A 25,964-nucleotide genomic window follows, 5' to 3' on the forward strand; every position below is an offset into this window, starting at 1 on the left:
CGAACACTTCGCCGCCACTAGACGACTGGTCTAACTTCATATATATGATGTGAATCATGTCCACACCGCAAACTACACTCGCCCGCGACGTCCGACAGGAGATTCTCGACACCGCCCAAATCATCATCAGTGGCAAGGGGTATGCGGCCGTCGGCTTGAACGAAATTCTTGCAGCGGCTGGTGTTCCGAAGGGGTCCTTTTATCATTATTTCGAATCAAAGGATGCCTTTGGTGAGGCGCTGCTAGAGAGCTATTTCGAGACCTACCTTGAGGATCTCGACGCCATGCTGCAGCGCCCTGGACTTAGTGAGGGTGAGCGTCTGATGGTTTACTGGCAAAAATGGGTGGACACCCAGGCCAGTTGCGATCCGGAGGGCAAGTGCCTTGCGGTAAAGCTCGGCGCCGAAGTGTCGGATCTGTCCGAGACAATGCGCAAAGTCCTGCTGCGTGGCACGTCGGCCGTTATTGGACGGCTCGCTCGGACGATCGAACGTGGCCTGGCTGATGGTTCGGTCACGATCGCCGGGGAACCTCAGGAGACCGCAGAAACGCTTTATCAAACGTGGCTTGGTGCCAGCTTGCTCGCCAAGATCGCACGCAATGCCGAACCATTGTTGAGCGCGCTTGCCGCCAGCCAGCGCACACTCGGGATCAACCAGGCGACGTAGGTCATTTCCTCCTGACGATCACATGCTTTTGCCTATCGCTTAGACGACCAGTCTAATATGGAGTGCAGTCATGTTGAACTTCGAATTTTTTAACCCGACGCGCATCGTCTTCGGCCAGGGGACGATCGCGAGGCTTGACACGCTGGTCGCCTCGGATGCGCGCGTGCTGATCCTGCTCGGTGGCGAAAGCGCCCGGAAGAACGGCACGCTTGCCGAGGTTCGCGCCGCACTTGGCACTCGGGAGGTTTATCAGTTCGACGGGATCGAGCCGAACCCCAGCTACGAGACGCTGATGAAGGCGGTGAGCCTTGTCCGTGAGAAAAAACTCGATTTCCTGCTCGCAGTCGGTGGTGGCTCGGTGATCGACGGCACGAAATTCGTGGCCGCCGCGATCGATTATGACGGTGAGCCCTGGGACATCCTGGAGACTCGTGGCGATACCGTGACGAGTGCTCTTCCCTTCGGCAGCGTCCTCACCTTGCCGGCGACCGGATCGGAGATGAACGACGGCTCAGTCGTCACGCGCAGAGCCACCCAGGCGAAGCTCGCCTTCACCAGCCCGCACGTGTTTCCGCGATTCTCCATTCTCGATCCCACGAAAACCTACACGCTTCCGATCCGGCAGATCGCCAACGGTGTCGTCGATTCCTTCACCCATGTGATGGAGCAATATCTCACCTACCCCGCAGACGGCCTCGTCCAGGATCGCTTCGCCGAAGGTCTGCTTCAAACGCTGATCGAGATCGGCCCCAAGCTGCTGGAGAAGGCTGATGATTACGAGCTGCGCGCAAATTTCATGTGGGTCGCGACGCTCGCGCTCAACGGGCTGATCGGCGCCGGCGTGCCGCAGGACTGGTCGACGCACATCATCGGTCACGAACTGACCGCGCGCTACAATATCGACCACGCACGCACGCTGGCCGTCGTCCTTCCCGCCAACCTTCAGGTTCGTAGGACTGCGAAGCATGGCAAGTTGCTACAATATGCGCAGCGCGTCTGGGGCATCACGCAAGGCTCTGAAGACGAACGCATCGATGCAGCGATCGATCGGACCCGGGTTTTCTTCGAAAGCATGGGGATCCAGACCCGGCTGCCCGACTATGGCATCGACGCAAGCGAGATCGGGATCCTTGTCGGCCAGCTTCGCGCGCACGGCATGGTCGAACTCGGCGAGCGCAAGGACGTCACCCCTGAGGTGGGTCAGCGTATTCTCGAAGCCAGTCTTTGACAAGAAACGGGAGGCATCGTCATGACCACGCAACATCGAATCCTGCTCGACAAGCGCCCGACGGGCGCTCCGCAACTCTCCGACTTCCGGCTCGATGAACAGCCTGTCCCGAAGCCCGGTGAGGGACAGGTCCTGCTCCGCACGATCTATTTGTCCCTCGATCCCTATATGCGCGGCCGCATGAGCGATGCGCCGTCCTACGCGCCTCCCGTCGAGGTGGGAGCGGTCATGGTCGGGGGCGCCGTGAGCCGCGTCGAGGTCTCGCGTCATCCAGACTATAAGGAAGGCGACCTCGTGGTGGGCGACACCGGCTGGCAAAGCCATGCCATCTCGGACGGTCGCGACATCACCCGGCTCGACGCGCGCGTCACCCACCCCTCCTACGCGCTCAGCCTGCTCGGCATGCCCGGCTTCACCGCCTATCATGGCCTGCTGAAGATCGGTGAACCCAGCCCCGGCGAAACGCTGGTCGTTGCATCCGCGACCGGCGCCGTCGGTTCCGTGGTTGGGCAGATCGGTAGGATCAAAGGCGCGCACGTCGTCGGCGTTGCGGGCGGCGCGGACAAGTGCCGCTACGCGGTCGACACGCTGGGGTTCGATGCTTGCATCGATCACCGTGCGCCCGATTTCGCGGACCAGCTCGCCGCCGCGACGGGCAATGGCATCGACATCTACTTCGAGAATGTCGGGGGCGCGGTGTTCGATGCCGTCCTGCCCCGGCTAAATATCGGTGCGCGCATCCCGGTGTGCGGATTGATCGCACACTATAATGATTATTCGGCGCTTCCTCCCGGACCGAACCAGGCGCCACGCCTGATGATGCAGATCCTCATGAAACGCTGGCGCGTCCAGGGCTTCATCATCACCGATCATTGGGCGGAGGGTTTCGGCCCCTTTCTTTCCGACATGAGCAATTGGGTGGCGCAGGACAAAGTCAAGCTGCGTGAGGACTTTGTAGATGGCATCGGGAACGCACCGCAGGCGTTTCTGAACCTGCTCTCAGGCAAAAATTTCGGAAAGGTCGTGGTCCGCGTGAGCGACATCTGAACACTTCGAGCCACCTTACATCAACTCGCTTCCAGAGGCTTATCTCATGACTCATATCCTTGTGGTTCTCACCTCTCACGATCAACTCGGAGACACGGGCAAGAAGACCGGCTTCTGGTTGGAAGAATTGGCCGCGCCTTATTATGCGTTCGTCGATGCAGGCGCTGAAGTCACTTTGGCTTCCCCGAAGGGCGGGCAGCCGCCTCTCGATCCGAAAAGTAACGAGACGGACTTCCAGACCGACACAACCCGCCGGTTCGAGGCCGACGCCACAGCCAAGGCGGTGCTCTCGAATACGAAAAAGCTGTCCGATGTCTCGATCACAGATTTCGACGCGATCTTCTATCCGGGTGGCCATGGGCCGCTTTGGGATCTGGCTAACGACCCCCATTCGATCACGCTGATCGAGGATGCGTTCAGCGCGAGCAAGCCTGTCGGCCTGGTGTGTCATGCGCCGGGAGTGCTCCGCGATGTAAGGAATGCCGATGGCACGCCGCTCGTCAATGGCAAGGCCGTCACCGGCTTCAGCAACAGTGAAGAAGAAGCCGTTGGATTGACCAACGTCGTGCCTTTCCTTGTGGAGGATATGCTCAAGGCCAGCGGTGGCCATTACAGCAAGGGCCCAGATTGGCAGTCCCATATCCAGAGGGATGGGCTGCTGGTGACCGGTCAGAATCCTGCGTCCTCCAATGCAGCCGCGCATGCTCTGCTCGAACTGCTCGCCTGAAGGAAGAAAACATGTCTGCATATGCTGTCATAATCCGCGATCGCACAGTCGATGCCGGAGAACTGGAACTATACAAGCAAAAGGCACCCGCCGCTCGTGAGGGCCACGATCTGACGCCACTTGCCTTCTATGGTGCGTTCGAGGTGCTGGAAGGCGAATCGATCGAAGGCGCAGTGATCCTGCGCTTCCCGTCCATGGAAGCGGCACGGGCCTGGTACAACAGCCCTACCTACCGCGAAGCGCTTCCGCACCGCCTCCGCGGAACGCAAAGCCGCGCTTTCTTTATCGAGGGAACAGATACGGAAGCAGCCATCTGACGGGCGGATCATACCAAGCAGTTCGCGCGCGCCGTCAAGGGCGCTGCGCAGCTGTCTGGTTCATCCCTGTTGATTTTCACTGAGAACTGACCCGGGTAGGGCGGAAATTTTCATCGAGATTTGACCCATGCCTTCACACTCCCCGGCATCATCTGCTGGGGGGTTTTTGGAGTGATTGACATGGAGCTTCTGAGTGTGATCCGCCGGTGGCACTGCCGGGATCATCTTCCGATCCGCGAGATCGAACGCCGGACGGGACTGTCACGCAATACGATCCGGAAATATCTCCGGGCACAGAGTATTGAACCGCGGTTCCAGGTCCCCGAACGTCCCAGCCGACTGGACCCGTTTGCTGACAGGCTGAGGGGATGGCTGGTCCTGGAAGCCGCTCGCCCCCGCAAGAATCGGCGCACGGCGCGACGACTGCATGAAGACCTTGTGGCACTGGGTTATGATGGATCCTACGGACGGGTGGCCGCTTTCATCCGGCAGTGGAAACACGAACAGCACCAGGCACGCCAGACAACGGGTCGGGGTGTTTTTGTGCCCCTGTGCTTCCAGCCTGGGGAAGCCTTCCAGTTCGACTGGGGCGAGGACTGGGCGGTCATTGCCGGCCGTCGCGTCAAGCTGCAGGTTGCCCACACCAAACTGTCCTTCAGCCGGGCCTTCATACTCAGGGCCTATCCCCTGCAGACCCACGAGATGCTTTTTGATGCGCTGACCGAGGCCTTCCGCGTGCTCGGTGGCGTGCCACGGCGGGGTATTTTTGATAACATGAAGACCGCTGTGGACCGGATTGGCTCTGGCAAGGCACGTCAGGTCAATCTGCGCTTCATGGCCCTGGCCAGCCATTACCTGTTCGAGACGACCTTCTGCAATCCGGCAGCCGGATGGGAGAAAGGGCAGATCGAGAAGACCGTGCAGGATGCCCGGCGCCAGATCTGGCAGGATCTGCCTGCCTTTCCTGATCTGGGGGCGCTGAATGCCTGGCTGGAAGCCCGCTGCCTGGACTGCTGGGAACGGCTGCAGCATATCGAACTGGCCCGGAGCATCGCCGAGGTCCATGCTAGCGAGCGTCCTCACCTCATGGTGCCGGGGCGTCCCTTTGACGGGTTTGTCGAACAGACCAAGCGCGTCTCACCAACCTGCCTGATCCAGTTCGATGGCAACCGCTACAGCGTGCCGGCCTCCTTTGCCAATCGTCCGGTCAGCCTGCGGGTTTATCCCGACAAGCTGCGCATTATCGCCGAAGGGCAGGTTCTGTGCGTGCATGACCGGATCATCACGCGTTCGCATGGTGTGCCAGGCCGCACGGTGTATGACTGGCGGCATTATCTGGCGGTCATCCAGCGCAAACCGGGCGCCCTACGCAATGGCGCGCCGTTTACCGAATTGCCAGCCGCCTTCCGGACCCTGCAGGATCAACTGCTCAGGCGGCCTGGAGGCGACCGGGAAATGGCTGAAATCCTGGCCCTTGTGCTGCAGCATGATGAGCAGGCTGTCCTCTGCGCGGTTGAACTGGCACTTGAAGACGGCGTGGCGACCAAGACCCATGTTCTCAATACGCTTCATCGCCTGATCGATGCCAAGAGAACCGTGGTTCCCCGGCTCGATGCCCCACAGGCCCTGGTGCTCGAACACGAACCGTGCGCCGATACAGGGCGGTATGACATCCTGCGAAGGGACAGCCGCCATGCGTCATGATCCTGCGGCTGCTTCACTTGTGGTCATGCTCCGTGGATTGCGGATGTATGGCATGTCCCAGGCCACGGCCGACCTCATCGAGCAGGGGGCACCTGCCTTCGAGGCGGCCATCCCCATCCTCTCACAACTCCTGAAGGCGGAACTGGCCGAACGCGAAGTGCGCTCCATCGCCTACCAGACAAAGACCGCCCGGTTCCCCGCCTACAAGGACCTGTCCGGGTTCTCCTTTGCCGATACGCAGGTCAACGAGCCCATGATCCGCCAGCTCCATAGCGGGGACTTCATCGAGCGTGCTGAAAATGTCGTGCTGATCGGCGGTCCGGGAACCGGGAAAACCCACCTGGCGACCGCGCTGGCCATCCAGGCGATCACCCATCACCGCAAGAAGGCGCGCTTCTGGTCAACGGTCGACCTGGTCAATGCGCTCGAACAGGAAAAGACCGCCAACCGGGCCGGGCAGATTGCCGACAGGCTGCTCCGTCTGGATCTCGTGATCCTTGATGAACTCGGTTATCTCCCCTTCAGTGCGTCTGGGGGCGCCCTGCTGTTCCATCTGCTCAGCCGCCTCTACGAGCGCACCAGTGTCATCATCACAACCAATCTGAGCTTCAGTGAATGGGGAGACGTCTTTGGTGACCCGAAGATGACAACGGCGCTCCTCGATCGGCTGACCCATCACTGTCATATCCTCGAGACAGGAAATGACAGCTACAGGTTCCGCGCCAGCACCGCCGCGTCAAAAAACAGAAAGGACAGATCCTCTTCTTGACCGCCCGCCCGACTGTGCCTGAAATACCATCTGGCTGGGTCAATTCCTGATGAAAAACCCGGGTCAGTTCTCGGTTCTTCCGCACTTTTCGTGATGGGTATCTTGTACTTAGGTTCCGGAACTGGGAAATCCAGAAAGTCGTTCACTTTCATGGATATTCCCCAGTGTCACGCCTTCGGTCTCTTGATCTTCCCCGTTCCCTCGTCGTTCGTCGTGTTGTTGCACTGGACAACAGAGTGGAGATCGAAGTCAGTCTGCGAAAGCGGAGTGCAGTGTGTCCGGACTGTCAGTGCCCGACACGACGCATTCACAGTTTCTATCAGAGAAAACTCGCGGATCTTCCATGGCAGGGCCGTCCAGCCACGCTGATCGTTTCTGTGCCGCGCTTTTTCTGCCAGACGATGCTTTGTCCACGTCGGACGTTTGTCATGCCCCTTGAGGGGATAACCGTGCGTCATGGCAGACAGACCACACGTCTTGCCGATCTTCATTATTATATCGCCCATACCCTGGGCGGTTCCGCTGGAGCACGAATGACCGTGCGCCTGTGTTGCCCCATCAGCGCCGATACTCTTGTCCGCCGTCTTCTCTCACGTGCGCAGAACACCACAAAAGGCATGGCCCGTACACGTGTGGTGGGGGTGGATGACTGGGCATGGCGGCGGGGACATCACTATGGAACGATTGTGGTTGATCTTGAGAAAAATGATGTCATTGACCTCCTGCCAGATCGGGACGCTGATACCCTTGCCCGATGGCTGCAGGTCCATCCCGGTATTGAAATCATTGCCAGAGACCGTGCCGGTGCTTATGCAGACGGATGCCGCAGAGGCGCACCATCCGCTCTTCAGGTGACAGACCGCTGGCATCTGCTGAAGAACCTGTCAGACGCTTTTGTCAGCATTCTGGACCGTTTTACGACAACAGTGAGGACCCTGACACGACAGCTGAACGTATCAACGGCAGTAAGCAAAATATCTGAAACAATCAGAGCGCATCCAGAAGAGGCGCAGGCGGTCGTCAGGTCAGCCTCTGGGGAACGACGTGATATTCTTTTCAAGGAAGCTCTTGCCCTGAAAGCAGAGGGACACAGCATTCAGGCTATCGCCACAACGATCGGGGTAGAGAGAAAAACCGTGCGGCGCTGGTTTCAGCGGGGCCATGCACCACCATGGAAAAGGACGGTTCCGCTACGCAGCATACTCGTGCCTTACGCAGCCCACCTGGAAAAGAGATGGTCCGAAGGATGTCGCAATAGTCGTCAGCTATGGCGGGAACTCCTGGAGCAGGGCTTTGCAGGACAATATGGCACCGTCTGGAAATGGGTGGCGACGCGACAGGGATGTTCCGCGAAACCCGTTCCTTCCGCGCATGTCGTTGCACCTCGGGGACGCAGACTTGCGCGGCTTCTCCTCGCAGAGGATCCGTTATCTGCCGGACAGGAGGGACTGCTGGTTCCTGCCCTTCTGGAAGCTGAACCGCACCTTGCCGTCACACTCTGCTGGCTCAGGAAAATGCAGACCCTGCTCTGTAAAAGGGGTGACACCTGCACGGGAGGCGATCTGAAGGCTCTGCTGGAAGAAGGAAAGACGACGCTGCTGTCACGTCTGATTCCCGCGCTTGAACGGGATGCGGCTGCCATTGAAGCGTCTCTTGTCACACCTTGGACAACCAGCCCGGTTGAAGGACAGATCAGCCGACTGAAAATGATCAAGCGAACCATGTTCGGAAGAGCAGGCTTCGAACTCCTCAGGGCGCGTGTCCTTCAGCCCGCATAATCAAAAAACATCATCACGAAAAGTGCGGAAGAACCCAGTTCTCAGTGAAAATCAACACAGACAGCCTTTGGCCGCCGTGAAATGCCCGTCGGTGATGTCGGATGGGAAGATGTAGAGGCCCTTGCCTCGTACAGGTTGGCTGGCGGCCAGTTTCGCAGCGGACGGGCCGATCGCCCGGATCTGAGCATCCCCCTTGGTGTCGGGGAAGGCCACATAACCCGCATCGGCATAGAGCCACGGCCGTTGCAGGCCTTGGCCTTCGGAGATGCGGAAGCCCGTCAGGGCCAGGAACCGCACGATCGCAAGGGCCACAGGGCTTTCGCCGTTGCGTTCCGCGTGTCGCATCGCCGCGCCCAGCTTCTTGATCTCGGCCACGCTCAGACGACGCTTCTTCTTGTTCGCGGCCAGCTTGCGGGCTCCACGGCTCGGATGGCTTTCGAGCTTGTCGAGGCGGGCGGCATGGCTAAGGATGCTCTGGAGGGTTCCGACAGCACGGGAGGCAACGCCGGGGCCGCCTGTCGTGACGCCGCCGCGGCCTTCTCCTCTCGGCTTGGCGGTCTTGCCGTCGACGATATCGGACTGCATCCCCTCGATGTCGGCCACCTTCAGGGTGTGCGCGAGGCGGTCGCCCAGAAGCGGCTTGATGTGCGTTTCGATCCGGCTCTTGTCCATGGCGAGCGTCGATTTCTTGATCGGCCGATTGCGGCGGCCCAGGATGCGGCCTGCCTCGGCCTCCGTGAGATACCAGTCACACAGCGCGGACACCGTTGCTTGCTGGTGGGGGTTCTCGTCGGGTTCGGCAGGGTCTTCACCGGCTGCGATCGCGCCCAGCTTGATCCTCGCCTGATCACGGGCCTGCTCGACGGTCATCACCCCGAAGCGGCCAAGGTTGATGCGGCGTTCCTTATTGGCCGCATTTCGATAATTCAGCACGAAGGTTTGCAGTCCCGAGGGCAGCATACGCACGCCGAAGCCGCGCAGTTCGCTGTCCCACAGGATTGCCTGCTTTCCTTTCGCGGGCGGGACCATCGCTTCGAGCGCCCGCTTGGTGAGCTTCGGCATATGACCCTCCTCTTGCCTCCAGTTGCGATCTTTGCTGACAATAATCCATCGAGCGGCTATTGTCAGCATATTGTCAGCAAATGAGCGGAAAAAATTGGGGATGAGACGGTTAAGTTCGGCGGAGAGATATGAAACATCTATATGTTTTATAGCATGTTATAGTGTTTTTGGCTAGTCTAGCGTAGGGCCTTCTCAATTTTGCCAAGGTTGGGGTCGTGGGTTCGAATCCCATCGCCCGCTCCAGGTTTTCCTGAAAAATTCTGGAGCTTGGATGAATACCAAAAATGTTCATCCTGCCGCATTGTTTACTTCCCTTATGATATTCATAAATACTCCGATCATCCACCGTGTTACGTGCAGCTGATCGCATTGCCTTTATCTACGATGAGCACTTCTTGTGCAGTCATTCGGCCAATCCCCCTAGATTGCCTGAAGTAGCCACGCATAGTGCCTTCCCCATACACGTTATGGCTGTGCATGGGCCGCCCTAAAAGAACGGCGCTTACCGTAGTCCAGCCAGTTTGCCTTTTCATTTTGCACGGCTTTTTTTCTGCCTAGTTCGCCGTAATAAAAAACATGGCCATACGGAGGGCGCGTGACCTCAGGCAGGAGTTCTTCCTTGATAAGAACCCACCTCCATTCTTCCGCACAATGCAGCAAACACATAACCAAGGCTGTGTCTGGTGGCACATCATATGCTCAACGCACGGATAGCCTTTGGGTCATAGAATCACAAAAACAGACAGATTTTTGGAAAAGAGAGGAAGAAGCCCCAGCCTTGGTGCTGAGAACACGCCGGCAACGGAATAAAGCTTGCGCCGGGTCAGCTTGAAAAAACAGTTTCAAATGATTCCGAAGAGACTCCGGCAGGCTGGACTATTTTTCCAGCCTGACATCTGAACCACCAAAATTTAGGAAAATTTGGTGGGTGCACAAGGACTCGAACCTTGGACCCGCTGATTAAGAGTCAGCTGCTCTACCAACTGAGCTATGCACCCTTACAGCCCATTGGGCTGAAGTGGGGGTCTTTTACCACCCCTTTTTGATAAGCACAAGCCTGAAAATTCAGGATTTTAACAAAGCCAGCACAGTATCCAGCTGATCGAGGCTTTTATAATGGATTTCCAGAGAGCCCCCTTTGCGTCCATCAAAATTAACGGCCACTTTGAGCCCCAACCGGCTGGCAAGATCACGCTCAAGGGCTGCGATTTCCGGGTTCTGGGTCTTTTTTTCCTTCACCACCGGCTTACCGGCCTGCTGCTCCAATGCCTTCTGCACCAATGCTTCAGTCTGGCGAACTGACAAACCACGGGCAATAACTTCGGCCGCAGCAGCCACAGGGTTGGGGTGCGCCAGCAATGCCCGGGCATGACCCGCAGACAGCGTGCCTTTTTTAAGCTCCGCCCGAACGGCATCAGGCAGCTTGAGCAGGCGCAACGTGTTGGCAACATGGGGGCGGGACTTGCCAATGGCTCTGGCAAGGTCTTCCTGCGTCAGGCTGTAATCGTCCATCAGGCGGTTAAAGCCTTCGGCTTCTTCCACCGGGTTCAGGTCCGTACGCTGGAGGTTTTCCACCAGTGCCGCGGCCATGGCATCGGCTTCGCTCAGGTCACGCACATGCACGGGCACTTCGTGGCACTGGGCCAACTGAGCGGCCCGCCACCGGCGCTCACCGGCAATAATCTGGTACTGGCCTTTTTTGCCCGGGTCCGGGCGTACCAGAATAGGCTGCAAAATACCCCGCTCGCGAATGGAGGCTGCCAGTTCCTCAAGGGCGGCCGGTTCCATAATCTGCCGAGGCTGGAATGGCCCGGCAACAAGGGCTTCAACCGGAAGAACGCTCACAGCACCACCCTTGTATTCAGATTCATTCCCTTTTGAACTCATGCCCGCCCCGGCGGCATCCCCCAGTAATGCGGCAAGCCCCCGGCCCAGTTTTGGGCGGGCGGCAGCTTTGCTCCGTGGTGGCGCGCTCATGCCGTTCTCCTCATGATTTCGGCGGCAAGCGCCTGATAGGCCGTGGCTCCAGTTGCGCGGGGGTCGTAGGTCATGACGGGCAGACCGTGGCTCTGCGCTTCGGAAATGCGGATATTCCTCGGGATAAGGGTTTCAAGCACATCATCGCCAAAAAAGCTGCGTGCGTCTGCTGCGACCAGTTCGGACAGATTATTCCGTTTGTCATACATGGTCAGCACAATGCCTGCGACCTTAAGACCGGGGTTCAGGTTTTTGGTCACATGCCCAATGGTTTTGACCAGATGCCCCAAGCCTTCGAGCGCAAAAAATTCGCACTGCAAGGGGGCCAGCACGCCGTGGGCTGCAACCAGAGCATTCAGGGTCAGCAGGCCAAGGCTTGGGGGGCAGTCTATGATAATATAGTCCACCTGCTGGGCCAGTGGCTCCAGTGCCTCGCGCAGCCTGTATTCGCGGCCTTGCGTTTCAACCAGCTCGATCTCCGCCCCGACCAGTTCCGTGTTGGCTGCGATAACCGACAGGTTATCAATCTCGGTTGGCTGCAAAAGATCCTGCGCAGATTTTTCGTGCATGAGCAGAGCATAAGCGCCACCTTTTCTGGCATCATAGCTGACACCAACACCGGTAGAGGCATTGCCCTGCGGGTCCAGATCCAGAAGCACAACGCGAGCGCCATCGGCTGCCAAAGCTGCGGCCAGATTGATGGCGGTGGTTGTTTTGCCCACGCCGCCTTTCTGGTTTGCTACTGCAAGAATGCAGCAGTCTTTTCGGTTTTTTTTAGCCTTCTGCACGATTAAAATTACTCACTTCCAGAATAACACCATCGGGGCTTGTTTTGCTGGGCCATGACCGGACATCAAACCGCCAGGTCCTGGCTGCCTCCTCAATTTCCTGCTCGGCCTGCCGTCCCTTCAGAAACAGACCAACACCACCGGGCTCCAGTAATGGACGCGCCCATGTTAACAATTTGTCCAGCGGGGCCAGCGCACGCGCCGTAACCACTGGTGCGGGAGCAACCTCAGCACTATCCAGCCGGCAGGGCAGGACAGTAAGGGGGGCACCCGTTATTCTGGCGGCTTCACGCAAAAACGCGGATTTACGCTGATCGGATTCGATCAGCACCCCCGGAATATTGGCCGCTATACCCAGCACAATACCGGGAAAACCACCACCTGACCCCATATCCACAAATCGCTCGCGCCCTTTTACCAAAGGTACAAGCTGGAGACTATCCAGAATATGCCGCTCCCACAGGTTATCCATATCCTTGGGGGAGACAAGGTTGATCCGCTCATTCCACTTTTTGAGCACAGCCATATAGGCGTGCAGACGTTCTTCTGTTTCACGTGAAACAGTCTCGTACTCAGCCAACATGCACCTGCTCCTGCCCTTTGCGCAAATAGGCCAGAATTGCCATAAGTGCCGACGGTGTCATTCCGGGAATACGCTGTGCAGCACTAAAGCTTTCTGGTTTCGCCTGCTCCAGCCTTTCCTTCATTTCCGTGCTCAGCCCACCAATGCTGGCAAAATCCAGCTTCGGCGGAAAACGGATTTCCGTTTCAGCTTCCAGTTGCTTGATTTCCCTGTTCTGGCGGGTCAGGTACCCACTATAGCGCGCCTGCGTGGTCACATACTGGCGCACCCGTTCCGGCACCTGCAAAAACCATGGAGCAATCTGCTCTACAATCGATGGATCGGCCCCATAGCCCAGAACTTCCAGCAAGCTCCTGCGTCGGCCATCCTGCGCAACCTTCATGCCCACACTGGCAAGCTGCTGTGGCTGCCAGCCTTCGGCTTCGGCCTGCGCCGTTACGGCATTGATCTGAGCCAGTTCGTGCGCAAAAGCTGCCTGCCGCTGGGCACCAACACACCCCCACTCCACGCCGAGCTGAGTCAGACGGATGTCGGCATTATCTGCCCGCAGGGTCAGCCTGTATTCGGCCCGGGATGTGAACATACGATAGGGTTCGCTCACCCCCTGCGTTGTCAGGTCATCCACCATAACACCAATATAGGCCTTGCCACGGTCCAGACTCACACCTACCTGCCCACCGGCACACCAGGCGGCATTAACCCCGGCCAGCAGGCCCTGTGCCCCGGCCTCCTCATACCCGGTTGTTCCGTTAATCTGCCCTGCCAGAAACAGGCCGGGGCATTGGCGTAGCTCAAGCGATGTTGTGAGCTCGCGCGGGTCAACATAATCATACTCCACTGCGTATCCGTACTGCGCGATCACCGCGTGTTCCAGGCCGGGAATGGAGTGAATCATGGCATCCTGCACATGGGCAGGCAGGCTGGTGGAAATACCGTTGGGGTAAACCAGATTGCCCCCCTCATGCTCGGGCAGAGCTTCGGGTTCGAGAAAAATCTGGTGGCTTGTCTTATCCGCAAACCGCACGACTTTATCTTCAATCGACGGGCAGTATCTTGGCCCACGGCCCGAAATCCCTCCCCCATAGACCGCGGACAGGTGCAGATGTTCACGAATGATCTCGTGCGTTTTCTGTGTAGTCGCGGTAATGCCGCACACCATTTGCGGGTTGGTAATAGCCTGCGTCATGCGGCTGAAAGGTTCGGGAACAACGTCCCCTTTGTCTTCAGCCAGAGCGGACCAGTCTATGCTGCTGCGTTCAAGCCTTGCCGGTGTACCGGTTTTCAGGCGCCCCATGCGCAGGTTCATACCCCGCAGGCGTTGTGCAAGAGCTTTTGCCGGCTGCTCCCCTATACGCCCTGCTGGCTGGGACTGATGCCCGATATGGATAACCCCATCCAGGAACGTACCGGTTGTAAGCACAACCGCACCGGCCTGCCATTGCCTGCCATCTTCGCACACAACACCACAGACGCGTCCATCGTTCTGGCACAGCAGATCGGCCACAGCGCCTTCCACAATATCCAACCCCGGTGTCTGGGCGAGCAGGTCCTGTATGGCCTGACGGTACAGCATACGGTCCGCCTGCGCACGCGGCCCCTGCACGGCTGGCCCCTTGGAGCGATTAAGCAGTTTGAAATGAATACCAGCCCGGTCAGCCGCGCGGCCCATAAGCCCATCCAGTGCGTCAATTTCCCGCACCAGATGGCCCTTGCCTATGCCCCCGATTGCCGGGTTGCAGGACATGGCACCAACCGTGTGTTTGTTATGCGTCAGCAGGAGCGTTCTGGCTCCACACCGGGCGGCTGCGGCGGCTGCCTCGCACCCGGCGTGACCACCGCCAACCACAATCACATCGTAAGACTCCATCATCACCACGCCTGCACCATGCCCTTATTTGCCAATACAGAACTGCCCAAAAATGGCATCCAGCAGTTCCTCAACCCCTACATGTCCTGTTAACCGCCCCAGAGCCCGCATGGCCAGCCTGAGTTCCTCACCCCGCACTTCGAGCCATTCCTGCCGGAGTGCTTCTTCCAGACTGGCGCAGGCATCCTGCACGCCTGCGCTATGGCGGGCCCGGGTTAACAACGGCATCCCTGTGGACGATGCGGTTAGCGCCAGTACCTTCTGCTCCAGAATCTGGCGTAGCGCATCCAGCCCCTCGCCTGTTTTCAGGCTGACAGGAATAACACCAACGCCCTCTACCTCTGCCGGAAGGTCGGCCAAGTCAAGCTTGTTCCCAACCACAAGCGCGCCGGGGAATACACTTTGTGGCACGTCGGGGGCTGCAAACATCTGCACAACACAGTCGGCCTGTTTCACGTGAAACAAAGCACGACGCACACCTTCGGCCTCTATTTCATCCTCGGTTTCACGCAGGCCAGCAGTATCAACAAACGTGACCTTGATCCCCGCCAGACTACCCACAATTTCCAGCGCGTCCCGCGTGGTCCCTGCAATGGGGGAAACAATGGCGGCATCCCGTTCTGCCAGCCAGTTTAACAAACTGGACTTACCTGCATTGGGTGGGCCTGTAATGGCAAAAACCACCCCACGCCGAATACGCTCCCCACGCTGCCCATCAGCAATATGCTGCTGCATCTGCTCAATAAGCTGGCGGATTCCTGATCGGATTTCCTCCTCCACTTCGGGGGGGATATCCTCGTCAGGGAAGTCTATCAGGGCTTCCTGAAAAGCCAGAAGCTTTTTCAGCCGCTCTGACCATCCCTCATAAACACGGCTCAGTGCGCCATCGGCCTGCGCCAGTGCCTGCCTGCGCTGGCTTTCGGTTTCCGCGGCCACCAGATCGGCTATGCCCTCGGCCTCTACCAGATCCATCCGGCCATTGGTAAAAGCCCTGCGCGTAAATTCACCCGGCTCCGCAGGACGTGCCCCTGCATCCACCAGAGCATGGGCCACAGCCTGAATTATGGCAGGCCCCGCATGCAGGTGCAGCTCAAACCCATCCTCCCCCGTATAGCTTTTGGGGCCGGGAAACCACAGGACAAGGGCTTCGTCCAACAGGGTGTCCTGCACATCCGCCTGCCGCCATATGCGGCGTAAAACCGCCTTGCGTGGTGGAGGCAACACACCACAGAGCTTTACCAGAAGATCCGCACTCCCTTTGCCGCTCACACGCATAACAGCAATAGCCGCGCGCTCTACACCTGTAGACACAGCAAAAATAGTGTCTTCCCCCTGATATCCCACCGTACTGTGTTCCTTACTGTTTTGTTCAAGACAACACCGTGTTTTTAGTGCAGTTTTGTCCGCAAACGTAGATTTAAAAAATGATAAAAAGCGGCCTATATGGAATGTGCTCGCAGCAGCACCACACCGTGCCCGCTTTTGCTCCGTCCACTCTGTTGTTATTCAGAAAGTGCCAGACCCATGCCTCAGCTTTCCCTCCACTCTCCCCTGGGACCACTTACCCTGTCTGAAGAAGATGGAAAAATCATTTCCCTGGATTGGGGCTGGGGACGGGACCAGACCGAAACACCACTCCTCTGCCAGGCACGGGACTGGCTGGACCAGTGGTTTGATGACCCGTCGGCCCTAGGCGCCTTCCCCTTTCCGCTCGAACCCTATGGCACACCATACCAGAAAAAAATCTGGGCCGTTTTGCAGACCATACCCACAGGAACGACCACAACCTATGGCGAGCTGGCACAAAAGGCTGGCGGCAGCCCCCAGTCTGTAGGGCAGGCTGTTGGGCGCAACCCTATTCCCATTCTTATCCCGTGCCATCGCGTGCTGGCACGCAATGGGCTTGGTGGATATTCGGGCGATGGTGGCGTGGATGACAAGGTCTGGCTACTTGAACTTGAAGGGGTGGAACTCCCGCAACGGGCCTGAACAGCCCCACAGGTTGCCAATGCTCCCGCGTAGCAACCTGTGGCTCTGGCCTTAGCGCTTATCGCAGTTTTGCGTTAAGTTGTTGTAAAAATAACCACTTTTACAATTGAACATCGCAGTTCCATCACTCCCCTCCACATTCTGGCTGGGCGGGGGCATGCTTTGTGTTGCCGGATATTGCCCATAATCCGGACTGGCATAATAGGATGGCGGCGCGTAGTAGCTCTGCCCCGTTGCCTGCTGTGGTGGCGTTCCCTCTGGCACGGGTTGTGGAGGAACCTGCTCTGGCGGTGCATATGATCCGCTATATGTTTCTACATCAGCCGTGCGGCCATAAGCATATGGCATGGACCATCCCCAGCCCCAACCCGCCCAGTAAGGGCTCCAGTAGGGGTTGCCCCAATACGGGTTCCAACCGCCATATCCCCCATAACCACCATAAAAATAGGGGTATCCCCACCCCCAGCCGCCTCCGTAATAGCCACCCCAGCCACCGCCCCAGCCGGGGCCTCTGTCCCATCCACCAGGGCCACGCCAACCGCCGCCCCAGCCGCCATGGCCACCCCCATGCCAGCCACCACCCGGCCCGCCAAAATGACCACCACCGGGGCCACCGCCAAAATGCCCCCCATGCTGCGCATAGGCATGACCGAAAGAAAGATGAACCCCCGCCAGCAGCAAAGCCAGAAGACCTATTTTTACCGTATGTGTCTGCTTCATTCCTACGCCCCCACTCTTGTCTGCTGATCAGGAGACAAAAAAATCATGTTCTAATAATGGGCATGATCTGGAAGGCTTTCCAGCACAGGATTCCATCTTTTTCAGTATGCCAGAAGAGCCTCTCCTGCACGATTTACCTTGCATATATTGAATACCTGATATACGTTTTAAACAACGGAGGAAGCGCGGTGTCTTTATACACCGTTCCGCTTTTGCCCCCTAACAAACCCAAATTAGGAGGCCGGACAACATGGCATGGAAAAAAGCAACATTCGTCTCGCTCTGGCTCGCAGCCCTGAGCCTTGCTATCTGCTCCACGTTTATTTTTATGACATGCGGACTTAAATTTTCTGTCTTCCATGCCGGTTTGGCCGTGCACTGGCAGGATTTTACAGATAATTCCGCCCTGTCGCGGTTCTTGTGGCAATCCCTGCCGGAGTCCGAGCAATGGTCCGACTATGCGCTCTCACTCCCCGGTCTGGTTGCCAGTGCGGCTTTTGTGTCCAGCATTGTGCTCGGTTCTTTTGCCGCATTGCAGTTTGAGGAGCTGAACAAAGGTATTCAGGCTGACCGACAGGCCGATATGCGCCGGTGGGAAAACCTTCTGGTCGGGCAGATGCAGGATGCACATCATCCCTCCCTGTTTGCAGCCAATACCCTTGTGGACAGCCATTACACAGCAGTCGCCAAACGGGCCTGAACAGAACTTTTGCCACATAAAAACCCCTCACGCTTCTGGATAGCGTGAGGGGTTTTTTATTGAATACAACAATAATTTTTATAAATGATGGGACAAAGGAATACGCTGTCTGCATATTATATGCGTTGGATTTTGCAGGTGTTGCATACTCTTGGCATGCAAAAACAGAGTGCCTAAAAGCACCCTGCAAGGAAAACTGATTTTTCCAGAAAAGCCATGGTCGGAGTGAGAGGATTCGAACCTCCGGCCCCTGCGTCCCGAACACAGTGCTCTACCAGACTGAGCTACACTCCGTTATGGCTGAATGCGCTATACATCTCTCTTGCTTTATAAGCAAGAGAGGAAATGCATGAGCCCTCTGGTTTACAGGGCAGACATAGGCAGATCATGCACCTGATCAGATACAACAGAACACGCCAGAGCGGCCGATATATCCGGCACGACCTGAAACAGTGCGCGCGCTTCTGCCGAGGCAAACCCCTGACTAACTGCTGTATCCAGCATGGCGACCATGGCATCGCCCCAGCCGTCCACATTAACCAGCAGAATAGGCTTTTTGTGCTGGCCAAGCTGCTTCCAGGTCAGAATTTCCATTGTCTCATCAAATGTGCCAAATCCGCCCGGAAGAATCCAGAATGCATCGGCCTGCGCAAACATGATCTGTTTGCGGGCATGCATGGAGTCCGTCACAATCAGCTCGGAAACCTGATCATGCATCCGTTCACGGGTTTTCAAAAACTCGGGGATAACCCCCGTTACCGCCCCGCCGGATTTAATAACGGCATCGGCCACCACGCCCATGAGCCCGTTGGCACCACCGCCATAAATCAGTCGGATGTTTTTTTCGGCCAATGTTTTACCAGCCAGTTCCGCTGTCTGGCGATAAACAGGTTTATCCCCCATGCGGGAGCCACAAAACACCGCAACTGAACGCACAGTTAAGGACATATTACGCCTTCTCCCCGATATTGTATTTTTGTAAATTTTAGCAATTCAAACATATGGGCAAAAAATAATCCATGTTTTTGCCATAGGTTTTTAAACCTTGATGTCAGGTTACAAGGATTTACATAAAACGCAAATCTGTGTCTTTTGCAGGAAAGTCAAAGCCATTACCCCGCACAAAAAGAGCAGAGTAATGGTAGTACGCTGCATGATATAATATACGAAATACTTTTATATTATATCATATTTTTCAAAATGGCCTAACAACAACCATAATCACGACAACCATCATCAGCACGGTTGGCACTTCATTGGCCAGTCTGTAAAACTTTTCCGAATGCTGGTTATTATCCTGTGCAAACCCACGGTACCAACGACCACACAGGCCCTGAAAACCGAACATAAGCAGCACACACAGCAATTTTAAATGCCACCAGCCAGCTCCCCAATCCACCGAGCCGGGTGTTAAAACCAGCAAGACACCAAAGAGCAGACTGGAGCACATGGCCGGCACCATAATGGCCTTGATCAACCGGCGCTCCATGGTTTTGAACCGCGTGCTTTCCGCAGTCCCGGCCTTGACCTGACAGTGATACACAAACAGCCGGGGCAAATAAAACAACCCCGCCATCCATGCCATGACAGACATGATGTGAAACGCGACAAACCACCTGACCCAGGGAAGAAGCACGTCAAAAACCATTATGATGCAACCTTGATCAGTTCGGAAAGAATATGCGGGAAATCAGATAATTTCTCTATTCTTTCGACCCCTTTCCAATCCGGAAGTGCTTTTTCCGGTGCACGGAGCATAACGCAGGCCATACCTGCATCAACTGCTGCCTTAGCACCGGGGTCACTATCTTCAAGCACCACGCATTCGCACGGCAGAACACCTTCTGCCTCGGCTGCTTTCAGATACACATCGGGTCTGGGCTTGGGCACGCCCATATCCCGCGCAGAATGAATACGCCCATCAAAATAAGGGGAAAGGCTGGTTTTTTCAAACTTTACGTCCATTTCCTCGCAGGAGGAATTGGACGCAACACGCACGGGAACACCCAGCTTTTGCACAGCATCAAGCATGGCGTGCACACCGCTAACTGGTTCCACGCCTTCCTTCATGGCGGCAACAAAGCGCTGCTGCATTGTTGGCTCCCACTCAGCGCCAAGCTTTTTGCCTGCATTGCGCTCGATCATGGGCTGAATGGTCGCCAGGGACATGCCAGAAAATGTCTGCACAGCCAGAGCATCGGGCACGTTCCATCCGGCCTCCCGCGCCGCCTGCGCACACAGGCGGCAACAGGTTTCCTCGCTATCAACCAGCACACCATCACAGTCAAAAATGACCAGTTTAAGCGGCCCGCGAAAAACCTGAGAGAGAGCCAGAGTCATCAGGGCGTTTCCCGCACGGTTTGAACAAGATCAGCCACATGCTCCACAGGCGTTTGCGGCAGAACACCGTGGCCTAGGTTAAACACATGGGCACGCCCCCGCCCGGCTTCACGCACCTGCAGGGCTTCACGCCGCATGGCTTCCCCCCCGGCCAGCACGGCAACCGGGTCCAGATTACCCTGTAGGCCCAAAGTGTCTGGCACCATATTGCGCACGGTTGCCATATCGGCCCCGGTATCGAGTGCAAGAACATCCACACCCGTCTCACGCGCGTATTCTGCGGCCATCACACCAGCAAGGCGTGGGAACCCAACAACTTTGACGTGCGGGTAACGGGCCTTGATGGTCTGCACGATCTGCCGGCTAGGCTGGATAACGTGACGGCGAAATTCCGAAGGAGGCAAAAGCCCGGCCCATGAATCAAACAGCATAACGGCTTCTGCCCCGGCTTCAATCTGGGCGCAAAGATAGGTTGCTGTTGTCTCGGTCAGCAGGGCCATAAGCCGGTCAAAAAGTGCAGGTTCAGAAAAAGCCATGTTCCGCGTTACAGAAAACTCGCGCGAGCCACGACCTTCAACCATATAACAGGCCACGGTAAATGGAGCGCCCGTAAAGCCGAGCAACGTGGTTGCACCAGGTTTGGCAACCCCAATGCTTTCTGGCCCATCCACAGCCTTGCGCAGGCGGGACAGGGTTTCCAGCACAGGGGCGGTTGCCTCTGCAATGCGGGCAGGGTCCAGTGCATTAAGGTCCTGTTCGGAGCGGATAGCGCCAAGAACCGGGCCTGTGCCTTCCACAAATTCAAGGGACTGACCCATAGCCCATGGCAGGATCAGAATATCCGAGAACAGGATTGCCCCATCCATGCCAAAGCGGCGGATAGGCTGTAAGGTCAGCTCCGTTGCAATATCAGGGGTCATGCAACGGGTCAGAAAATCCGCCTGTGCCCGCATGGCGCGGAATTCAGGCAGAAACCTGCCAGCCTGGCGCATCAACCACATCGGAGGGGGCCACAGTGCCTCCCCGTTCAGAGTTCTGAGCAGACGTTTGGCGGCGGGAATGTGTGTTTGCGTTGTCATGAGCAGAAGTCCTGCACGTCTTTGTCCGCGCTGTCCACGCCCCTCTTCCTATAAAAAAAGAAAGAAAAAGATTTGATGAGATATAAGGGTACTGTTGATAACGGGGTACCCGGCATTCCAAAAATGTACCCCATCTTTCCCACACTGTGTACAGATTGAAGACCCTTGCAAAATAAAGGCTTTTTGGAGTTATCCAGAAAACATCCAGCCACCCCTGTGTACAACTCACCGGTTCATGAGAGTTGCAGGTTGTGCCCGGTACTCGGTACGGCCATGTTCTGAACTCCGTACAATCCACATGTACCCCGGTACTAAGGGAAGTACTCACAGCCCCATTTTTCACCAGTACCTGAAAGAGACTCGCTTCCGTGACTGATTTAGTACTAACGCCGACTCTAATACAGAACAGAGCGGACAAACTGCTTCTGGCCAGTGGTTCTGCTGCCAGGCGGCGTATTCTGGAAAATGCCGGACTGGCCTTTGATGTTGAAGTTTCTGATGTGGATGAGGCACATATCAAGCACGAAGGCTTACAGCAGAACTGGTCTGCCGATACGGTAGCCCTTCGGCTTGCTGAAGCAAAAGCGCTTTCGATTCAAAAAACCGATCGGCTTGTGATCGGGGCGGATCAGATGCTGAGCTGTGATGGCACATGGTATGACAAGCCGGGGGGACTGGCAGGGGCCCGCCAGCAGTTGCTTGAGCTGAGGGGAAAAACACACACCTTACATACTGCGGTCGTGCTGTGCCGGAATGGGCATATTCTCTGGCGGCATGTTGCCTGCCCAAAGTTGAGCATGCGTACCTTTTCACATGCATTTGTGGAACAGTATCTGGCACTGGAGGGAGAGGCCTGCCTTGGCTGTGTTGGCTCTTACCGGCTGGAAGGTCCGGGCATACAGTTGTTTGCTGCAATAGAAGGAGATGCTTTTGCCATTCAGGGTTTGCCGCTCCTCCCCCTTGTTGCGGCACTGCGTGAGATGAAAGTGCTCCCAGATTAAAAATTAGGGCTTGTCAGCATTTTAAGTAGGTTGTAAGAGGCTCAACACGCACCGCAGGACTGTTGCAAAACAGAACAGGGCAGTGTGTGACAGAACAGTGGGGCCATAGCTCAGTTGGGAGAGCGCTTGAATGGCATTCAAGAGGTCGGCGGTTCGATTCCGCTTGGCTCCACCAGTTCTTTAAAATCCTCAAAATAGTATAATCCTCCGGCAGCCGCTTCAAGCGGCTCTGCTGCTTTGTATGCGTTTTGGGTGCAATGCCTTTTTTCAGACATATCCGGGTGCCACTGTTCCTCACAGGCAGGGTGTATCGCCTTGTAGCTTGGTATTCATGAAGACGAAGGCTGAATGATGAAAAGAGCATTGCTGGCAACAACACTGGTTATGGGCCTTGCAGCTTTTTCCGGGTCTGCGGTGCGGGCGGAAGAAGCCGCTCCTCCAGTCGGGGCTCCTCCCCCTCCGCCGGAATGTGGTGGCATGCACCACGGGCCGGGTGGGCACATTCTTAGGCTGGACGGGATCAAACTGACCGCCGAGCAGAAAAAGAAGATCAAGGCTGTGCTCGATGCCAACCGGCCGGAAGACCCCAAGGCAGGTATGGAGCAGGCGCATGCCCTGCAGGAACGGATCCGCACCGTGCTGACAACACCAGGCCCGGTTGATCAGGCCAAATTGCAGGATCTGGAACAGCAGATAAGCGCGTTGCATACGCAGCATGCCCTGCATAAGCTCCAGGTTGAAGCCCAGATTCATGATATTCTGACCAGCCAGCAGCTCAAGCAGATTGCCGAGCAGCCTGACCATCCGCCCGGTCATCACCCCGAATGTGGTGGCAAAATGCCGCCGCCGCCTCCCAAGCCTGCCCAGAGTGGCAAGGCAGAGTAAGCCAGATTCAGGGGCTGCCGGTTCGTCCGGCAGCCTTTTTGGTAAGATACGCTGCCCGAGCAGGAGATGCCCGGTTTTAGGTGGTGGACAAAAGCGGAGTGACGGGAGAAAAAAAGACCCATTCTTTCTCCGGTAATTCACGAGATGACATCTTCTCCCACGGCCCCGTTATCCTCTTTTCCATTCAGGCTTATTTTCCTTCTGGGGCTGGTCACGGCCATTGGGCCATTAGCGACAGATATGTATCTGCCCGCTTTTCCATCGGTTGAGCACGATTTGGGAGGTGGGGCCGGGTCTGCACAGTTTACGCTGGGGGCGTGGTTTTTGGGGCTGGCGCTGGGCCAGTTTTCTCAGGGCCCTCTGTCTGATCGGTTCGGGCGCAAGGGGCCACTGGTTGTGGGGCTGGGGGTGTATGCACTTGCTTCTGCGGGGTGTGCGCTGGTCAGTAATTACCACCTGTTCTGTGTGTTGCGTTTTATTGGTGCGTTTGGTGGGTCTGCCTGCGCGGTTATTCCGCGTGCGATTGTGCGGGATGTGGCAACAGGCAAAAAAGGCGCACATATTATGGCGCAACTGACACTGGTTTTTGGTGTCATGCCTGTTCTTGCTCCGGGGCTGGGGAGCCTTGTTTTAAAAATTGGTGACTGGCGTTGGATGTTCTGGATTGGAACACTCTACGCGGTTGCGGCCATTATGGGTGTGCTGCTTATGCTGCCCGATACGCTGGCGGTCGAGAGGCGTATCCGTTTCCGCCCAGTGGAAATTTTATGGCGCTATCAGGGTATTTTGCGTGAGCCTGTCTTTTTTTCCAATGCCCTGATCACAACATTTTCCACTTTTGTCATGTTCGCCTATCTGGGGAGTGCCCCTGTTCTGTTTGAGCAGAGGTTGCATTTTTCGCCCGGGGCGTTCGGGCTTTTCTTTGGTGCCAATGCGGCAGCTTTTATTCTGGGCACTCAGGTCAACGGGCGTTTGATACATCGTGTATCCATGCCTGCCTTATTGGATGGGGCTATTCTGTGGGCCTTTGTGCTGGGGTGCGCCTTTGTGGCTCTGGCCTTGGCGGGTGTGGTCGGGGTTGGTCACCCATGGCTGACCTGTGTCTTTATTGTGGGACTAACCGGAGCTTTGGGGTTTATTGGCCCCAATGGCACGGTCATGTCCTTTTCCCGCCATGGGCATCATGCGGGGAGTGCGTCTGCCCTGCTGGGGACCATGCAGTACAGCTTTGGCTCGCTGAGCAGTGTGCTGGTTGGCCTGCTGCCCGGAGGGGGCGCCATACCAACCGCCATAGGCATGATGACCGGCGTTATGGGTATGGCCATAGGGGATCTTCTGCGGCGCAGAACATCCCACCTGTATGATGCAGAGCATTAACGCCCCGCGTTATTTGGATTTTTGTACCTGCCCGTTGTCCGGCCTGCCGTAAATAGCCTGCGCCTGAGGCGTAATGGTATGGCCATCTTCCGTAAGCATTGGGCCAGCAGAGCCACCTCCATCATACATGGGTGGCAGAACTTCGTAGTGGTCTTCGGGTTTGGGGGGCGTATCCGGTTTTTTTATGCCTGCGGCCCGCTGGGCTGCATCCAGCTTTTCCTGCCGTTCGACATCTCTTTGTGCGGCCCGTGCCTCTGCCGGTGCGGCCTCGGGTAAAAAACGGCCGGGGCGTTCGGGGGGAAGATCAATATCATCCCCCTCGATCAGATGGTGGCAGCCTGCCAGCAATGGAGCGAGCAGGAGCAGCCTCCTAAAACAAGCACTGTTTTTTTTTCCCAGAAGCATGGGCAAATCCGAGGCAGAGGGAAAAAAACGTCAGTCAGCCTTCAATACGGCGGGCTTCATCGGGCAGCATAACGGGAATGCCATCAAGGATAGGAAAGGCCAGTCCGGCTTTTTCGCTGATCAGTTCATTGGTCTGCGCGTTAAAAACCAGTGGGCCTTTGGTCACGGGGCAGACCAGAATGGACAGAAGGCGCGGATCAAGCGGTGCTGTATCGGACATAAAACGGTTCCCACATATATTGTCAGGAAGGAGGGCCTTCCTGTTCCGGACCGGACAGGTCTAGCAGCGTTTGCAGGACCCGCACACGGTCTGTCAGATTTTCTGCATCCAGCAATGCCTGTTTTTCCGCCGGAGGGAAAGGACAGATCATGGGTAAAGTCACCAGAAGCAGGCTGTCGTCCATCTGTTCTATCAGGGACCAGCGGGCATTCAGCCCTTTTTTTTGAAAATAACTCTTCAGCGAGCTCAAAAGCTGGGGCCGGTCAAACGGTTCGGACGGAATTTCGTTCAGGTCCCCCGCAAAGGAGGATACGTCAATACGCGCAACCCGGTACCCACGGCGCAGCCCAGTTTCACGCAGCAGGCGGAAGCGGAGCAGGCCGGTCAGGGTCATGGCATAGGTGCCATCGGCCCGTTCGGTCATGGATGTCAGGCGCCCAAGGCAGCCAGTGGTATAAAGGGGCGGTGCTTCGTTCCCTTCGTCCTCATCTTCCTGCCAGCGGGGCTGGATAAGGCCGATCAGCCTGTGTGATGCCAGAGCATCTTCCACCAGTGCAATGTAGCGGGGTTCAAACACATTGAGCGGCAGCTTGCCCCGGGGCAGGAGCAGCACGCCACTAAGCGGGAAAAGCCCCACTTCTGGCGGAATATCCGCCAGTGTCATGTCCCCCAGCCGTGGAATACGGCGGGGAACATCATCATCTACAAACAGGGGTGTTGTGCGGGGCAAGGT

The 25,964-nt window shown here is 56.9% G+C and carries 28 protein-coding genes and 3 tRNA genes; 15 read left to right on the top strand and 16 right to left on the bottom strand.

Translation table 11 applies throughout. The features are described from left to right. Positions 1–56: 56 nt before the first annotated feature. The 8 genes from LKE65_RS03570 to LKE65_RS03605 all read left to right on the top strand — a co-directional run bounded on the left by LKE65_RS03570 (position 57) and on the right by LKE65_RS03605 (position 8,238). Positions 57–668 carry a TetR/AcrR family transcriptional regulator gene (locus LKE65_RS03570; protein WP_185706171.1) on the top strand — a complete coding sequence of 204 codons (612 nt, stop codon included), beginning with the start codon at positions 57–59 and terminating at the stop codon, positions 666–668. Between the two features lie 70 nt (positions 669–738). Continuing rightward, positions 739–1,896, top strand: a complete 1,158-nt coding sequence (locus LKE65_RS03575) for an iron-containing alcohol dehydrogenase (RefSeq protein ID WP_185706173.1) — start codon at positions 739–741, stop codon at positions 1,894–1,896. A gap of 21 nt (positions 1,897–1,917) precedes the next feature. Then, positions 1,918–2,943 (top strand): NADP-dependent oxidoreductase, encoded by a 1,026-nt coding sequence (locus tag LKE65_RS03580; protein WP_185706174.1) that lies wholly within the window; start codon positions 1,918–1,920, stop codon positions 2,941–2,943. A gap of 46 nt (positions 2,944–2,989) precedes the next feature. Next, positions 2,990–3,670, top strand: coding sequence for a type 1 glutamine amidotransferase domain-containing protein (locus tag LKE65_RS03585; RefSeq protein WP_185706176.1), 681 nt, complete (start codon positions 2,990–2,992; stop codon positions 3,668–3,670). A gap of 11 nt (positions 3,671–3,681) precedes the next feature. Then, positions 3,682–3,987 (top strand): DUF1330 domain-containing protein, encoded by a 306-nt coding sequence (locus LKE65_RS03590; RefSeq protein ID WP_185706178.1) that lies wholly within the window; start codon positions 3,682–3,684, stop codon positions 3,985–3,987. A 180-nt stretch (positions 3,988–4,167) separates the two neighbouring features. Continuing rightward, positions 4,168–5,691, top strand: coding sequence for an IS21 family transposase (gene istA / locus LKE65_RS03595; protein ID WP_165926476.1), 1,524 nt, complete (start codon positions 4,168–4,170; stop codon positions 5,689–5,691). Then, positions 5,681–6,460 (top strand): IS21-like element helper ATPase IstB, encoded by a 780-nt coding sequence (gene istB, locus LKE65_RS03600; RefSeq protein WP_025437151.1) that lies wholly within the window; start codon positions 5,681–5,683, stop codon positions 6,458–6,460. Before istA ends, istB begins: the two co-directional genes overlap by 11 nt. A gap of 164 nt (positions 6,461–6,624) precedes the next feature. After that, entirely contained in the window at positions 6,625–8,238 is a 1,614-nt protein-coding gene (locus LKE65_RS03605) for an ISL3 family transposase (RefSeq protein WP_075624942.1), read from the top strand. Positions 8,239–8,289: 51 nt separating this feature from the next. Here LKE65_RS03605 and LKE65_RS03610 read toward each other — a convergent pair whose 3' ends face one another. The 7 genes from LKE65_RS03610 to mnmE form a co-directional block, all read right to left on the bottom strand. Continuing rightward, positions 8,290–9,300 (bottom strand): integrase family protein, encoded by a 1,011-nt coding sequence (locus tag LKE65_RS03610; protein ID WP_278740478.1) that lies wholly within the window; start codon positions 9,298–9,300, stop codon positions 8,290–8,292. 922 nt (positions 9,301–10,222) lie between these two features. Beyond that, positions 10,223–10,298: transfer RNA gene (locus LKE65_RS03615), tRNA-Lys, on the bottom strand. A 67-nt stretch (positions 10,299–10,365) separates the two neighbouring features. Beyond that, entirely contained in the window at positions 10,366–11,277 is a 912-nt protein-coding gene (locus tag LKE65_RS03620; protein ID WP_278740479.1) for a ParB/RepB/Spo0J family partition protein, read from the bottom strand. After that, on the bottom strand, positions 11,274–12,065 hold the full coding sequence (locus tag LKE65_RS03625; protein ID WP_086646516.1) for a ParA family protein: 792 nt from the start codon (positions 12,063–12,065) through the stop codon (positions 11,274–11,276). Before LKE65_RS03625 ends, LKE65_RS03620 begins: the two co-directional genes overlap by 4 nt. Continuing rightward, complete coding sequence (gene rsmG, locus LKE65_RS03630; RefSeq protein ID WP_165925737.1) at positions 12,052–12,648, bottom strand: 16S rRNA (guanine(527)-N(7))-methyltransferase RsmG; 597 nt, start codon at positions 12,646–12,648, stop codon at positions 12,052–12,054. The genes LKE65_RS03625 and rsmG overlap by 14 nt, the downstream gene beginning before the upstream one ends. Further along, the gene (gene mnmG, locus LKE65_RS03635) at positions 12,638–14,518 is read right to left on the bottom strand and encodes a tRNA uridine-5-carboxymethylaminomethyl(34) synthesis enzyme MnmG (protein ID WP_278740482.1); all 1,881 of its coding nucleotides are present in this window, start codon (positions 14,516–14,518) and stop codon (positions 12,638–12,640) included. Before mnmG ends, rsmG begins: the two co-directional genes overlap by 11 nt. 21 nt (positions 14,519–14,539) lie before the next feature. After that, positions 14,540–15,859 (bottom strand): tRNA uridine-5-carboxymethylaminomethyl(34) synthesis GTPase MnmE, encoded by a 1,320-nt coding sequence (mnmE, locus tag LKE65_RS03640; RefSeq protein WP_278740483.1) that lies wholly within the window; start codon positions 15,857–15,859, stop codon positions 14,540–14,542. Between the two features lie 180 nt (positions 15,860–16,039). On the opposite strand from mnmE, the gene LKE65_RS03645 reads away from it, so the two are divergent. Then, positions 16,040–16,504: a methylated-DNA--[protein]-cysteine S-methyltransferase gene (locus LKE65_RS03645; RefSeq protein ID WP_086646512.1), complete on the top strand. Its 465-nt coding sequence runs from the start codon at positions 16,040–16,042 to the stop codon at positions 16,502–16,504. Between the two features lie 314 nt (positions 16,505–16,818). Here LKE65_RS03645 and LKE65_RS13515 read toward each other — a convergent pair whose 3' ends face one another. Then, on the bottom strand, positions 16,819–17,061 hold the full coding sequence (locus LKE65_RS13515; protein WP_408744023.1) for a hypothetical protein: 243 nt from the start codon (positions 17,059–17,061) through the stop codon (positions 16,819–16,821). 10 nt (positions 17,062–17,071) lie between these two features. On the opposite strand from LKE65_RS13515, the gene LKE65_RS13520 reads away from it, so the two are divergent. Together LKE65_RS13520 and LKE65_RS03655 are read left to right on the top strand one after the other, a co-directional pair. Continuing rightward, complete coding sequence (locus LKE65_RS13520) at positions 17,072–17,251, top strand: hypothetical protein (RefSeq protein WP_408744024.1); 180 nt, start codon at positions 17,072–17,074, stop codon at positions 17,249–17,251. Positions 17,252–17,474: 223 nt separating this feature from the next. Beyond that, a complete protein-coding gene (locus tag LKE65_RS03655) occupies positions 17,475–17,924 on the top strand; it encodes a hypothetical protein (RefSeq protein WP_086646510.1) in 450 nt (149 codons plus the stop codon). A 217-nt stretch (positions 17,925–18,141) separates the two neighbouring features. Here LKE65_RS03655 and LKE65_RS03660 read toward each other — a convergent pair. The 5 genes from LKE65_RS03660 to hemE all read right to left on the bottom strand — a co-directional run bounded on the left by LKE65_RS03660 (position 18,142) and on the right by hemE (position 21,343). Then, positions 18,142–18,218 (bottom strand) — tRNA-Pro (locus LKE65_RS03660). Positions 18,219–18,287: 69 nt separating this feature from the next. After that, positions 18,288–18,872 (bottom strand): TIGR00730 family Rossman fold protein, encoded by a 585-nt coding sequence (locus LKE65_RS03665; RefSeq protein WP_086646509.1) that lies wholly within the window; start codon positions 18,870–18,872, stop codon positions 18,288–18,290. A gap of 247 nt (positions 18,873–19,119) precedes the next feature. Then, complete coding sequence (gene hemJ, locus LKE65_RS03670) at positions 19,120–19,572, bottom strand: protoporphyrinogen oxidase HemJ (RefSeq protein WP_278740487.1); 453 nt, start codon at positions 19,570–19,572, stop codon at positions 19,120–19,122. Continuing rightward, entirely contained in the window at positions 19,572–20,264 is a 693-nt protein-coding gene (locus LKE65_RS03675; RefSeq protein ID WP_095349493.1) for an HAD family hydrolase, read from the bottom strand. Before LKE65_RS03675 ends, hemJ begins: the two co-directional genes overlap by 1 nt. Next, positions 20,264–21,343, bottom strand: coding sequence for a uroporphyrinogen decarboxylase (gene hemE, locus LKE65_RS03680; protein WP_095349494.1), 1,080 nt, complete (start codon positions 21,341–21,343; stop codon positions 20,264–20,266). Before hemE ends, LKE65_RS03675 begins: the two co-directional genes overlap by 1 nt. Positions 21,344–21,711: 368 nt before the next feature. Here hemE and LKE65_RS03685 point away from each other — a divergent pair, with 368 nt between their 5' ends. The 4 genes from LKE65_RS03685 to LKE65_RS03700 all read left to right on the top strand — a co-directional run bounded on the left by LKE65_RS03685 (position 21,712) and on the right by LKE65_RS03700 (position 24,606). Next, entirely contained in the window at positions 21,712–22,344 is a 633-nt protein-coding gene (locus tag LKE65_RS03685; protein ID WP_278740489.1) for a Maf family protein, read from the top strand. A 99-nt stretch (positions 22,345–22,443) separates the two neighbouring features. Continuing rightward, a tRNA-Ala gene (locus LKE65_RS03690) sits at positions 22,444–22,519 on the top strand. A 173-nt stretch (positions 22,520–22,692) separates the two neighbouring features. Further along, positions 22,693–23,229 carry a Spy/CpxP family protein refolding chaperone gene (locus tag LKE65_RS03695; RefSeq protein ID WP_233129171.1) on the top strand — a complete coding sequence of 179 codons (537 nt, stop codon included), beginning with the start codon at positions 22,693–22,695 and terminating at the stop codon, positions 23,227–23,229. Between the two features lie 144 nt (positions 23,230–23,373). Beyond that, complete coding sequence (locus LKE65_RS03700; RefSeq protein ID WP_278740490.1) at positions 23,374–24,606, top strand: multidrug effflux MFS transporter; 1,233 nt, start codon at positions 23,374–23,376, stop codon at positions 24,604–24,606. A 9-nt stretch (positions 24,607–24,615) separates the two neighbouring features. Here the strand turns inward: LKE65_RS03700 and LKE65_RS03705 are convergent, their stop codons facing one another. Genes LKE65_RS03705 through LKE65_RS03715 form a run of 3 tightly spaced genes read right to left on the bottom strand, consistent with a single transcriptional unit; the run spans position 24,616 to position 25,895 of the window. After that, positions 24,616–25,011, bottom strand: coding sequence for a hypothetical protein (locus LKE65_RS03705; protein ID WP_278740491.1), 396 nt, complete (start codon positions 25,009–25,011; stop codon positions 24,616–24,618). A 34-nt stretch (positions 25,012–25,045) separates the two neighbouring features. Further along, the gene (locus tag LKE65_RS03710) at positions 25,046–25,231 is read right to left on the bottom strand and encodes a Trm112 family protein (RefSeq protein ID WP_059024588.1); all 186 of its coding nucleotides are present in this window, start codon (positions 25,229–25,231) and stop codon (positions 25,046–25,048) included. Between the two features lie 22 nt (positions 25,232–25,253). Beyond that, complete coding sequence (locus tag LKE65_RS03715; RefSeq protein WP_086646953.1) at positions 25,254–25,895, bottom strand: LON peptidase substrate-binding domain-containing protein; 642 nt, start codon at positions 25,893–25,895, stop codon at positions 25,254–25,256. Between the last annotated feature and the right edge of the window lie 69 nt (positions 25,896–25,964).

Origin of the sequence: Acetobacter fabarum (assembly GCF_022483405.1) — a bacterium.
GTDB lineage: Bacteria > Pseudomonadota > Alphaproteobacteria > Acetobacterales > Acetobacteraceae > Acetobacter > Acetobacter fabarum.